The organism is Hymenobacter guriensis, from assembly GCF_015773195.1.
GTDB classification, from domain to species: Bacteria; Bacteroidota; Bacteroidia; order Cytophagales; family Hymenobacteraceae; genus Hymenobacter; species Hymenobacter guriensis.
In genome coordinates, this window is record NZ_JADWYK010000001.1 from 293,977 (window position 1) to 306,726 (window position 12,750).

The following is a 12,750-nucleotide window of genomic DNA, read 5'->3' on the forward strand; positions in this document are numbered from 1 at the left end:
CGGGCGCGGCCGGAACAGCTGGCCGCGCCCGGTATTTTTTTCTTTTCAGTTCTTTCTTATGCATAAGATTCTGGCAGGCTACGTGGGCACTACGCTCCTCAGCGCACTGGTGCTCAGCGGCTGTGGCGGTGGCTCCGACGGGCCCGACCCTAAGCCGGTGCCGCCCCAGCCACCCGTAGAAACCGGCCCCTCGCAGGTAGCCACGTGGCTGACGACGACCGACCAGTCGATGCTGTTCCAGAAAAGCACCCAGGTTCTGAATTTCAAGGACGGGACTACCAGCGGCGCGACCATCGTGGTTGATACCACCACCACCTACCAGGGCATCGACGGCTTCGGATACACACTCACGGGCGGCAGCGCTACGCTTATTCATCAGCTGCCCGATGCCAACCGCGCGGCGCTGCTGCGGGAGCTGTTTGCTACCGACGACACCAACATCGGCACCAGCTACCTGCGCATCAGCATTGGGGCCTCCGACCTGAGTGAGCGGCCGTTTACCTACAACGACCTGCCGGCGGGCCAGACCGACCCCACGCTGGAGAAGTTCACCCTGGCCGAAGAGCAGAAGGATCTGCTGCCGGTGCTGCGGGAAATCCTGGCTATCAACCCCGACCTCAAGATCCTTGGCTCGCCCTGGACGGCGCCGCCCTGGATGAAAACGAACGGCAGCTACAAAGGCGGCTCCCTGAAGGCCGAATACTACAGCGTGTACGCGCAGTTCTTCGTCAAGTACCTGAAAAGCATGCAGGCGGAAGGCGTACGGCTGGATGCCATTACGGTGCAGAATGAGCCGCTCCACGATGGCAACAACCCCAGCATGCACATGACGGCAGCCCAGCAGGCCGTTTTCATTGGCACTTACCTCGGGCCGGCGTTGCAGGCGGCCGGACTCAGCACCAAGATTATTCTCTACGACCACAACGCCGACCGCACCGACTACCCGCTGGAAATCCTGGCCAACGCCACCGCCAACAAGTACGCTGATGGCTCGGCCTTTCACCTCTACGGTGGTAGCATTGATGCCCTGACCCAGGTACATAACGCCTACCCCAGCAAGAACGTGTACTTCACTGAGCAATGGATAGGCGGCCCGGGCAACTTCGCCGGGGACTTCGGCTGGCACATTGGTACCCTCATCATTGGGGCCACGCGCAACTGGAGCCGCAACGTGCTGGAGTGGAATTTGGCCGCCGATCAGAACTACGGCCCCCATACCGAGGGCGGCTGCTCTACTTGCCTGGGCGCTCTTACCATCAACGGGGGCACCGTGAGCCGCAACCCGGCTTACTACGTCATTGCTCACGCCAGCAAGTTTGTGCGGCCCGGCTCGGTGCGCATCGATACCAACCTGCCCGGCACGCTGCCCAACGTGGCCTTTAAAAACCCCAATGGCCAGAAGGTGCTCATTGTGCAGAACACCGGCGCCACCCAAACCTTCAGCATTGCCTACCGCGGCAAAGAAGCAACCACCACGCTGGCTAGTGGCTCCGTGGCCACTTACGTGTGGTAATCGATTCATTACAAGATTTTTAACAGGCCATCAACACGCCCTTTGGTCTTTGTTCTGGCTTCCCGCTTTTCTTCTAATCGAACTCCAAGAATATGCCTGTTACCTCTCGCTTATCGATACTAAAAACCAGCATTCTGCGTGGGCTATGCCTGCTGCTTGTGCTCTTAGCTGGTTTAGGCTTCGTTCGGCAGGCCAATGCCCAAAGCTTCCTGCGGGCCAGCGGCACCAAAATCGTGAATGCCAGCAACCAGGAGGTTATTCTCAACGGCATGAACCTGGGAGGCTGGGCTTTGCAGGAAGGCTACATCATCAAGCCCGGCTGGCCCGGCATCGACGGCAAGCAGACCCAGGGCACGGTAAAAAAGGCGCTTTACAACGCGGGCATGAGCGACGCGGAAGTGGAAGCCTTCTACCAGAACTACCGCAATAACTTCATTACCAAGCCCGACCTCGACTACATTGCCTCCAAGGGCTTTAACTGCGTGCGCCTGCCCCTGCACTATGATCTGTTCCTGACGCCCAGCCAACGGGCTGTGCGCAATAGTGTGATTCGGGGAACGGTAACCTATGCTTCGTACGTGAGCCAGCTTACCGAATGGTATAATGCTGATCAGCTGTTCACTGACGCGGCCAGCATGGAAGCGGTGCGCCTCATTGATAACACCCTGACCTGGGCGGCTGCCAACAAGATGTACGTGGTGCTGGACCTGCACGCCGCGCCCGGCTCCCAGGGAACGGATGCCAACATATCCGACTCCCTCACGCCCCTGGATTTCTGGAACAAAACCATTTACCAGGATATAACCGACCGGTTATGGAGCACCATTGCGGCCCGATACAAGAACGACGCGCGCATTGCCATGTACGACCTCATCAACGAGCCGAACAACGTACCCAGCAATCAGCAGATCCATGACGTGTTTCAGCGGCTGATTAATACCGTGCGGGCGCAGGGCGACAACCACCTGATTTTGGTGGAAGGCAACGGCTGGGGCAATGACTATAACTACATGGAGAAGCGCACCTTCTCCAACAACGCCAACCTGGTGTACAACTCGCACCGCTACAGCGGCACGGGCTACGAGCTCGACAACGGCGTGAACTCCACCGGCGGTGGCCCCAACAGCCTGCGCTTCATTGGTACCATGAAGAAGTTTCGCATCGATAACGACGTGCCCATCTGGGTAGGCGAAACCGGGGAAAACACGTTTACCTGGATGCAGGATGCGGCTAAAGCCCTGAACTCGGTGGGTATTGGTTATTGCCATTGGACCTACAAGCGCTTTGAGGACCGCAACAATGCTGCCTTCATGCGCATCAACCCGCCCTACGTGGTAGACGGGCCCGATGGCCTCAACCAGGTGCTGCTCAACATTCGCTTCGCCAACGGCGTGCCCAACACCACCGTGGCGGCTGTGTCGCCTAATGAGAACGGCATTGTAAACTACCCCGATGGCGGTAACTACTATGGTACCGTGGCGCCGAGCGGCCCAACTATTGGGCGCATCTACCAAATCAGCTCCAAGAATAGCAATAAGGCCCTTGAAGTAGCATCTACCGCTACCACCAATGGCGACCCGGTGCAGCAATGGACCTGGGCGGGTACGGCCAACCAGCAATGGAAGCTGGTGGATGCCGGCGGCGGCTATGTGCGCATTGTGAACATCAACAGCAACAAAAGCCTTGACATTGACGGCCCTTCTACTGCCGATGGCGCTAAGGCGCATCAGTGGGACTGGCTCAGCCAGGACAGCCAGTACTGGCAAATTTTGAGCAACGGCGACGGTTCCTACCGCATCATCAACAAGTTCAGCGGCAAGGCTCTCGAGGTACAGAATAGCTCTACCGCCGATGGGGCCGCCGTGCAGCAGCGCACCTATGCGCTGCTCAACAACCAGCGCTGGCTTTTCTCGGATCAGGGTGAGGTTCTGGCAGCCCGGCTGGCTGTGAGCCCCGAAGCCGATGCCCGGCTGCAGCTCTACCCGACCACGGTACGGGAGCAGCTGGCGTTTGATTACACGGCCGCCCAGGCGCAGCAGCTCCGGGTGGAGCTGGTGGATGCGCTGGGCCGCACCGTGTTGCGGGCCGATAAAGCCGTACGGGCGGATTCTACCCGACTCCGGTTTGCCGTGGCCGCCCTTCCGGCCGGCCTGTATAGCCTGCGGGTGCATACCGCCGAGGGCTTGCTGAACCGGCGTCTGCTCATTGCCCACTAACTCACCCCCCGGCAAGTGCCGGCCACCCTCGGGCGCGGCAGCGCGGCTGGTGGCATTACCCTACCTCTTCTCTTCTTACTAACTACTCGATTTTCTTCCGCTTTCCGCGCCCACTACCCGCTCTCCGCACACCTGTTCTTTGTTCTGGCTCCCCCTTTCTTTCCATACCCAAAACACCCACAACCATGAACACCCCTACCTTTCTCAAGGCCCTGCGCACCGGTGTGCGGCGCGGCCGGCACCTGCTGCCCGTGCTCCTGGCCAGCCTGGGCCTCAGCCAGCAGGCCGACGCTCAAAGCTTTCTACGCGCCGATGGGCAACGCATTGTGAATGCCAGCAACCAGGAGGTTATTCTCAACGGCATGAACCTGGGCAACTGGGCCGTGCAGGAAGGCTACATGATGAAAGTGGGCTGGCCTGGGGCCACGATAAATGGTACCACGAAGCAGACGCAGGGCGCGGTAAAAAAGAGCCTCTACAACGCCGGCATGACCGATGCGGCCGTGGAAACCTTCTACCAGAACTACCGCGCCAACTTCATTACCAAGCCCGACCTCGACTACATTGCCTCCAAGGGCTTTAACTGCGTGCGCCTGCCCCTGCACTACGAGCTGTTTCTGACGCCCGCCCAGCGGGCCGTGCGCAGCAGCGTGATGCGCGGCACCGTGACCTACGACTCGTACGTGAGTCAGCTTACAAGCTGGTACAACAACAACCAGCTCTTCACCGACCCAGCCAACATGGCGGCGCTGGCCATGATTGACAATACCCTGGCCTGGGCCCAGGCCAACAACATGTATGTGGTGCTGGATATGCACGCTGTGCCCGGCTCCCAAGGCACCGACGCCAACATTGCCGACCAGATTGTGGCCAACGACCTCTGGAACCGCCAGATCAACCAGGATGTGCTGAACCGCCTTTGGGCGTTTGTATCGAACCGGTACAAGAACGACTCGCGGGTGGCTATGTACGACCTGATCAACGAGCCGAACAACTACCCCAACAATCAGAAAATTCACGACGTACTGCAGCGCCTGATTACCACGGTACGGGGCAATGGCGACAACCACCTGATTTTGGTGGAAGGCAATGGCTGGGGCAACGACTACAACTACATGGAGCCGTTTACCTTCTCCAACCGCTCCAACCTGGTGTATAACTCGCATCGCTACAGCGGCACGGGCTATGAGATGGACAACGGCGTAAACTCCACCGGCGGCGGGGCCAACGACCTGCGCTTTATCGGCAACCTGCGCAACTTCCGCTCTACCCACAACGTGCCGATTTGGGTGGGTGAAACCGGCGAGAACAACGACAACTGGATGCGCGACGCGGCCAAGAACCTGAACTCGGTGGGTATTGGCTGGTGCCACTGGACGTACAAGCGGTTCGAGAACATCAGCAACCCGGCCTTCATGCACATCAACCCGCCCTACGTGGTGGACGGGCCCGCCGGCCTGAACCAAGTGTTGACCAACATCCAGTTTGCCAACTGCGTGCCCAACACCACAGTGGCGGCGGTATCGCCCAACCAGAACGGCATCGTAAACTACCCCGGCGGCGGCAACTACAACGGTACCACTGCTACGCCCAGCGGCCCGGCTATTGGCCGCATCTACGAAATCAGCTCCAAAAACGGCGGCAAGGCCCTGGAGGTATCGAACAACTCGCAGGTGAATGGCGGCCGCGTACAGCAGTGGACCTGGGTAGCCGCGGCCAGCCAGAAGTGGAAGCTGGTGGATGCCGGCGGTGGCTACGTACGCATCGTGAACCTGAACAGCAACAAGAGCCTGGACATTGCCGGCCCCTCTACGGCCGATGGCGCTAAGGCGCACCAGTGGGACTGGCTCAGCCAGGACAGCCAGTACTGGAAGATTGAAAGCAACGGCGACGGCACCTACCGCCTCATAAACAAGTTTAGCGGCAAGGCACTGGACGTGGAAAACGGCTCCACTGCTGACGGCGCAGCCGCGCACCAGTGGACCTGGGGCGGCTACAACAGCCAGCGCTGGTGGTTCTCGGACCAGGGCGCAGCCCGTACGGCACTAGCTACCGTATCGCCCGAAGCGGATGCGCGCCTGCAGCTGTACCCTACCACAGTGCAGGACCAGCTCACGTTCGACTACACGGCACCCAAAGCCCAGAAATTACAGATTCAGTTGGTAGATGTACTGGGCCGCTCCGTACTTTCGGGGCCAGACCGCGCGGTACAGACCGGCCTCAACCACTTCTCGTTTGCCGTGGCCTCACTCCCTCCGGGCGTATACAGCCTGCGCGTAGGTACTCCTGAGGGCCTGCTGCAACGGCGCCTGCTCATTGGCCGCTAACCGACGGCCGTAGCGGGAGCCTGCTTTGCTTTTTCACCTACTGCCGGTCCGTGGCTACGGGCCGGCAGTATTAGCGGAATCACCCCGCATTTTTCTTTTTATGTCAACCAAGTTTTTTTCCGTTCTCCTGCTGGCGGCCTTGTCGGCCACGGGAGCTGTAGCGCAGAAAGCCGCCAAACCGGCCGCCAAGCCTACGACCAAGCCGGCCACGAAAGCGCCAGCCTACTCAGCCATAGGCCGCAAGGTGCAGGTCTTTACCACGGCCGCCAGCACCAACCAGCGCCTGGCTGCCGCCGGTGAGCTAAGCTTCCAGCCCCTGCCGCAGCCTCTGGAAACCCAGGTGTGCGTGTTTATTGACCCCAACCATACCTTTCAGACGGTGTTGGGCATTGGCGGGGCCCTCACCGATGCCTCAGCCGAAACCTTTGCCAAGCTGCCAAAAGCAGTTCAGCAGGAGTTTATGCGCGCCTACTATAGTCCCAAGGAAGGTATTGGTTACACCCTGGCTCGCACTACCATTGCCAGCTCCGACTTCTCAACGGCGCCCTACGACTACATAGCTGACAAGGACGAGAGCCTGAAAACCTTCAGCGTCAAGCACGACGAGCAGTACCGCATTCCCTTCATCAAGCAGGCTATTGCCGCCGCCGGTGGTAAGCTAACCATGTACGTGGCTCCCTGGAGCCCGCCAGCCTGGATGAAGGACAACAGTAACCGTCTTAAAGGCGGTAAGCTGCTACCCAAGTACCGTCAAGCCTGGGCCGACCACTACGTAAAGTTCATCAAAGAGTATGAGCGCCAGGGTATACCCATATGGGGACTGAGCACCCAGAACGAGCCCATGGCTGTGCAGACGTGGGAATCCTGCGTGTTTACGGCCGAGGAGGAGCGCGACTTTATCAAGGGATATTTGGGCCCGACCCTGAAGAAAAGCGGCCTGGGCGACCGGAAGCTCATTGCCTGGGACCACAACCGTGACCAGGTGTACCAGCGCGCCAGTACCATCCTAGACGACCCCGAAGCCGCTCAGTACGTGTGGGGCGTGGGCTACCACTGGTACGAAACCTGGACCGGAAGCTCCATGATGTTCGACAACGTGCGCCGCGTGCGCGAAACATACCCCAACAAGAATTTAATGCTCACCGAGGCCTGCATCGAGAAGTTCGATTTCAACAAGGTGAACGACTGGGCCCTTGGCGAGAAGTACGGTTACTCGATGATCAACGACTTCAACAACGGCAACGTAGGCTGGACTGACTGGAACATCCTGCTCGACGAACAGGGTGGCCCTAACCACGTTAAGAACTTCTGCTACGCGCCACTAATCGGCGATACCCGCACTGGTAAGCTGATTTACACCAACATCTACTATTACATCGGGCACTTCTCCAAGTTCATCCGGCCCGGGGCCAAGCGCATCAGCAGCGCCACTACCCGCGACTGGCTGCAGACCACAGCCTTCCAGAATACTGATGGCTCGGTGGCTGTGGTGGTGATGAACAGCTCCGACAAGCAGCAGGATTTCTCGCTTTGGCTCAATGGCCAGGCTGCTCCGGCCGTGAGTTTGCCGCATTCCATCAGCACGTTTGTGGTGAAGTAGCCAGCTGGTTCTTCCCAGCTTATAGGCTTCCCTCGGGCGTTACCCTGCTGTAAAAATCCAGCTGACAACTCCTGGCAAACAGGTCAGGCTCCTAGTAGGGGTCTGGCCTGTTCTGTTAGAGGCCCACTTGCTCAGCGCAACTCTTGCGGTGGCAGCATACTGACTGGCACTCCTGTCTTCCGACTTCAGCTGCCTGTTCTCCGCAACGCTCCGGAAAAATTGCGGGCATAGCTTGCAGAATGGGTGGGGTTGCGTTATTTAGAGTGCGGAAACTCTTCTTCATCAAACTTGCTGCGATATGGCTGCTCCCCGGCAAAAAATTTCGATTCGCGACATTGCCCAGCAACTCGGGCTGTCGACCTCCACCGTGTCGCGCGGGTTGGCCAATCATAAGGACATCAGCGAAGCCACGAAGGAGAAAATCCGCCAGGCGGCTCAGGAGCTCAACTACCGGCCCAACCAGCTGGCGGCGGCCCTGCGTAAAGGCCACAGCAAAACCCTGGGCGTGATTGTGCCCCACATCAACGGCTACTTTTTTCCGGCCGTGATGAACGGCATCGAGAAAGTAGCCACGCAGGAGGGCTTCACCCTGATGATGTGCCAGTCGAACGAAGATGTGCGCCGGGAGCGGCAGAACATCGACGCCCTGCTGGCCGCGCAGGTGGAGGGCATTCTGATGTCGGTGTCGGCCACCACGTTTCAGGAAACCCAGCACCTGGAGCAGGTGCGCCTGCAAGGCACGCCGCTGGTTTTTTTCGACCGCATGCCCGAGCTGCCCAACACCATGGCGGTAATTCTGGACGACTACCAGGGTGCCTACCAGGCTACGACTCACCTTATTGAGCAGGGCTGCACGCGCATTGCCCACCTAGCAGGCCCGCAACATCTGAACACCAGCCGCAACCGTTTCCTGGGCTATAAAGCCGCCCTCGAAGCCCACGGTCTGCCCTTCGACGAGCAGTGGGTGTACGCCCTGCCCTCCCTTACTCACGATGCCGGCCGCCTCGGCATTCAGCACTTACTGGCTTTGGAGCCCGAGCTCAACGGCGTGTTTGCGGCCTACGCCATTCCCTCGGTGGGGGCACTGGAGGTGCTGCGCGAAAAGAACCTGCGCGTGCCGCAGGATATTGCGCTGGCCTGCTTCAGCAATGAGCCCTTCACTACCATGACGCAGCCCCGCCTGACAGTGGTGGATCAGCGCGCCGAGCAAATGGGCGAAACCGCCGTGCGCCTGTTTCTGCAGCTGCTCAAGCGCGGTCCGGCTTACTCCCCACCTCACCTTATGCTCAAGCCCGAGCTGGTTATCCGGGACTCGTCGCTGCACCGCTCCCGGGAATCCCGGCTGGTTTAGCTAGTAGGGACTGTATTGTAGAAATACTGCATTTACACAGCCGCTTCTGGTCAAGGAAGAAGTTTATACCTGTGCTCAGGCCGATAACAGCAAGGAGGGAAGCTCCCGTTTAACACCGGAGTCACAACTATGTCTGACCTCCCTGCTTTCCTCCCCGACTCCGGCTTCGACCGGGTAGCCGCTTTCTACGACCCGCTGGCCCGGCTGGTGTTTGGGCGCAGCCTGCAAAGGGCCCAACTGCGTGCCTTGGAGCACCTGCCTTTGGGCGCACCGCACGTGCTTATCATCGGGGGTGGCACGGGCTGGGTGCTGCCCGAGCTGCTGCGCCGCTGCCCCTGCGCCCACGTGCTGTACCTCGAAGCCTCGGGTCAGATGCTGCGGCGTGCTCAGAGCACACTGCAAAGGCGCTGCCCCACTCAGCTACCCCAGGTAGAGTTCCGGCTGGGCACCGAAGCGGCGCTCCAGCCCCAGGAGCAGTTTGATGCGGTGCTCACGTTTTTCTTTCTCGACCTGTTTGACCTGCCTCGCCTGCGCCCGCTCGTTGCCCGCCTCCATCAGGCCCGCCGCGCCGGTGCTCCCTGGCTGCTGGCCGATTTTGCGCCTCCGCGCACCTGGTGGCAGCGTGGGATGCTACGCCTCATGTACTGGTTTTTCGGGCTGACTACCGGCATCAGCGGGCGGCAGCTGCCGCCTATCCGGGTAGAGCTGGCGCGGCTGGGCCTGCAAGCCGGGCCACCCCAGTACGAATTTGGCGGGATGGTGGAAACGGTCGTCTTTCGCGAGGCCTGAGGCCGAAATGCTAGACCGCCGCGCAGTATCCCTTAGCCTATAGCTTCGCCGTTGGCTTGTAGCTGGCTTTGTTTGCCGTCCTTCTTCCGTTGCAAGAGGAACCTGCTGCGCTTTTCTGTCGACCAACTCTGGCTGTGAGGCTGGTTGTCGGACGTCTGCTACATTTACTTTGTTGACTTCTTTTCTCTTTCTGCTCTATGCCAAAATCTACCGTTTCTCTCCTGTTGGCCCTGGCCGGGTCCCTAGCCTTCGGAGCTGAGGTCCTGGCGCAGGCGCCCGTGCGCTACGCCCTGAGCTTCCCCAACGCCGCCCACCACGAGGCTCAGGTGCAGGTTACGTTCAGCGAGCTGCCTACGGGCCAGCCCCTGCGGGTACACATGGCCCGCTCCTCGCCCGGCCGCTACGCCCTGCACGAGTTTGCCAAAAACATCTACGACGTGCAAGCTACCGATGCCCAGGGCCGCCCCTTGGCCCTCACCCACCCCGACCCGTATTCGTGGACGGTGCCGGCGCACCAGGGCACGGTGCAGTTCAGCTACACCCTCTACGGCGACCGGACCGACGGCACCTACGCGGGCATCGACGCCCAGCACGCCCACCTCAACATCCCGGCTACCCTGGCTTACGCTGCTGGTCTGGAGCAACGCCCGGCTGAAGTGCGCTTTGATGTGCCGGCCGACTGGCAGGTGGCTACCCAACTACAGCCTACCGGCACGACTGGCGTATATACCGCCCCTCACTTGCAGTACCTCATGGACTCGCCCACTTCGCTGGGGCCGCAGAAGGTGCGCAGCTGGCAGGAGCAGGGCAAAACCATTGAGCTGAAAGTGCTGCACGACGGCACCGATGCCGAATTGGATGCCTACGCCGAGCAAACCAAGAAAATAGTAAAGGAAGCCGCCGCCATCTTCGGCAGCCTGCCCGACTTCGACTTCGGGCGCTACACCTTCGTGGCCGACTACCTGCCCCAGGCCAGTAGCGACGGGATGGAACACCGCAACTCCACCTCCGTTACCAACCCGCGCCCCCTGCGCAACGGCGGCGCCCTCGACAACCTGGGCACCGTGTCGCACGAGTTTTTCCATGCCTGGAACGTGGAGCGTATTCGCCCGCGCGACCTGGAGCCCTTCCGCTTCGACCAGGCTAACATGAGCAACAGCCTGTGGTTTGCTGAGGGCTTTACCCAGTACTACGGCGACCTGCTGCTGCGCCGCTCCGGAGCCTACTCCGACGCCAGGTACGCGGCTGAGGGCTTGTCCTTTCTGGTGAATGACCATTTGAACGCGCCCGGCGCCAAGCGGTTTTCGCCGGTACACATGAGCCAGCAGGCCCCCTTCGTGGATGCCGCCGCCGCCATCGACCCCAACAACCGCCCGAATACCTATTTGAGCTACTACACCATCGGCGGAGCCAAGGCCCTGGCGCTGGACCTAGAGCTGCGCCAGCGGTTCAAGACTGACCTCGATGCCTTTATGCGGACCGTATGGCAGCAGCACGGCCAGCCTCAGCGCGACTACGCCCCGGCCCGACCCTACTCCCTGGCCGATTTGCAGCGCATCCTGGGCGAAACCACCCGCGACACGGCCTTTGCCGGTCGGTTTTTCCGGGAGCATATTTTCGGCCACACCCTGCCCGATTTTGCCACACTGCTGGCTCCGGCCGGTATGGTAGTGCGCAAAGCCCACGCCGGCCGCCCGAGCCTGGGAGCCGCCCGGCTGCAGTTTTCGCCCACTAATCAGCTCACCATCCTCTCTGCCACCATGCTGGGCGATGCGCTGTATACCGCCGGCCTCGACCGCAACGACCAGCTGCTGAAGCTGGATGGCAAGGAGCTGAAAGACCAGAAAACCTTCGACAAGCTCCTGAGCAAGCACAAGCCCGGCGACGTGGTGCAGGTGGAAGTTCGCTCGCGCGGGCAGGTGCGCACGGTGCCCGTAACCCTGCAGGAAGATGCCGCCCTGGAAGTGGTAACCGCCGAGCAGGCTGGCCAGCAGCCCACCGCTGAGCAGCTGGCTTTCCGTGCTGCCTGGCTGAATGGGAAGGCGAAGTAGAAGCTGACCGGGCTTTTACCCAGTTGTCTTTACCGATTCTCGCAGCTTCCAGTACTTAATAAAAACAACAGCGGCTTCCGAGGGTTCGGAAGCCGCTGTTGTTTTAGAGGCAAGCCTGCTGTGCTACCGGCGGCGGCCGAAGATGCGCAGAATGAACAGAAACAGGTTGATGAAATCGAGGTAGAGCGTGAGGGCGCCCAGCACGGCGGCTTTCTGACTCGTGCTGGTATCCTCTTCGCCATAACCCAGAAAGGCCAGGCTCTTCACCTTCTGCGTGTCGTAGGCCGTGAGGGCCACAAACAGCAGCACCCCGATGTAGGACGTGATGGTGTAGAGCATCGAGTTCAGCCAGAAGATATTGACCACGGAGGCAATAATAAGTCCGATCAGGCCCATCATGAGCAGGTTGCCCCAGCGCGACAGGTCGGTGCCGGTGAAGTAGCCGTAGAGGCTCATCACCCCAAACGTGCCGGCTGTGACGAAGAAGGTGGACGCTATGGAATCGGCCGTGTAGAGCAGGAAAATGACGCCCAGCGTAATGCCGTTGAGCAGCGCATAGCCCACAAAAGCCGCCGTGGTTTTCCCAACCGACCACTCAAATGCGTTGCGCGACAGAAAGCCAACCACTACCAGCTCCAGCAGCACCAGGCCCAGAAACACGAAGCGGGTGCCAAACACCAGCTCCTGTACCACCGGGGAAGCGCCCACGAACAGGGACACTCCCCCGGTAAGGGCCAGGGCTACGGCCATCCAGGTGTACACTTGCTGCATAAATGAGGCCTGCACCTGGGCAGCTTCCTCAGCACTGATGACGAGCTGCTGCTCGGGTTGTTCCTCGGGTATGAATTGATCCATACAGTAAAAAAGATAGAAGTGAAAAGTGAGCACTGTTGCCCGGTTCAA

8 protein-coding genes are annotated in these 12,750 nt (G+C 60.2%); 7 read left to right on the forward strand and 1 reads right to left on the reverse strand.

The window, feature by feature from the left end:
* Positions 1-58: 58 nt before the first annotated feature.
* From I5L79_RS01230 to I5L79_RS01260, 7 genes are all read left to right on the forward strand, one after another.
* Positions 59-1,513, forward strand: coding sequence for a glycoside hydrolase family 30 protein (locus I5L79_RS01230; protein WP_196953194.1), 1,455 nt, complete (start codon positions 59-61; stop codon positions 1,511-1,513).
* Positions 1,514-1,605: 92 nt separating this feature from the next.
* Positions 1,606-3,729, forward strand: a complete 2,124-nt coding sequence (locus tag I5L79_RS01235; RefSeq protein WP_196953195.1) for an RICIN domain-containing protein — start codon at positions 1,606-1,608, stop codon at positions 3,727-3,729.
* A 185-nt stretch (positions 3,730-3,914) separates the two neighbouring features.
* Complete coding sequence (locus I5L79_RS01240; RefSeq protein WP_196953196.1) at positions 3,915-6,056, forward strand: RICIN domain-containing protein; 2,142 nt, start codon at positions 3,915-3,917, stop codon at positions 6,054-6,056.
* Between the two features lie 100 nt (positions 6,057-6,156).
* Positions 6,157-7,656: a glycoside hydrolase family 30 protein gene (locus I5L79_RS01245; protein WP_196953197.1), complete on the forward strand. Its 1,500-nt coding sequence runs from the start codon at positions 6,157-6,159 to the stop codon at positions 7,654-7,656.
* Positions 7,657-7,954: 298 nt separating this feature from the next.
* Entirely contained in the window at positions 7,955-9,007 is a 1,053-nt protein-coding gene (locus tag I5L79_RS01250) for a LacI family DNA-binding transcriptional regulator (RefSeq protein WP_196953198.1), read from the forward strand.
* 129 nt (positions 9,008-9,136) lie between these two features.
* A complete protein-coding gene (locus I5L79_RS01255; protein ID WP_196953199.1) occupies positions 9,137-9,796 on the forward strand; it encodes a class I SAM-dependent methyltransferase in 660 nt (219 codons plus the stop codon).
* 197 nt (positions 9,797-9,993) lie between these two features.
* Entirely contained in the window at positions 9,994-11,847 is a 1,854-nt protein-coding gene (locus I5L79_RS01260; protein ID WP_196953200.1) for a M61 family metallopeptidase, read from the forward strand.
* Between the two features lie 123 nt (positions 11,848-11,970).
* Here I5L79_RS01260 and I5L79_RS01265 read toward each other — a convergent pair whose 3' ends face one another.
* On the reverse strand, positions 11,971-12,702 hold the full coding sequence (locus I5L79_RS01265; protein ID WP_196953201.1) for a Bax inhibitor-1/YccA family protein: 732 nt from the start codon (positions 12,700-12,702) through the stop codon (positions 11,971-11,973).
* Between the last annotated feature and the right edge of the window lie 48 nt (positions 12,703-12,750).

What these genes read in the sequence shown, in the direction of transcription:
- I5L79_RS01255 (WP_196953199.1), top strand. Translation starts at nt 9,137, where the DNA reads ATGTCTGACCTCCCTGCTTTCCTCCCCGACTCCGGCTTCGACCGGGTA.
- I5L79_RS01230 (WP_196953194.1), top strand. Translation starts at nt 59, where the DNA reads ATGCATAAGATTCTGGCAGGCTACGTGGGCACTACGCTCCTCAGCGCA.
- I5L79_RS01265 (WP_196953201.1), bottom strand. Translation starts at nt 12,702, where the DNA reads ATGGATCAATTCATACCCGAGGAACAACCCGAGCAGCAGCTCGTCATC.
- I5L79_RS01235 (WP_196953195.1), top strand. Translation starts at nt 1,606, where the DNA reads ATGCCTGTTACCTCTCGCTTATCGATACTAAAAACCAGCATTCTGCGT.
- I5L79_RS01250 (WP_196953198.1), top strand. Translation starts at nt 7,955, where the DNA reads ATGGCTGCTCCCCGGCAAAAAATTTCGATTCGCGACATTGCCCAGCAA.
- I5L79_RS01260 (WP_196953200.1), top strand. Translation starts at nt 9,994, where the DNA reads ATGCCAAAATCTACCGTTTCTCTCCTGTTGGCCCTGGCCGGGTCCCTA.
- I5L79_RS01245 (WP_196953197.1), top strand. Translation starts at nt 6,157, where the DNA reads ATGTCAACCAAGTTTTTTTCCGTTCTCCTGCTGGCGGCCTTGTCGGCC.
- I5L79_RS01240 (WP_196953196.1), top strand. Translation starts at nt 3,915, where the DNA reads ATGAACACCCCTACCTTTCTCAAGGCCCTGCGCACCGGTGTGCGGCGC.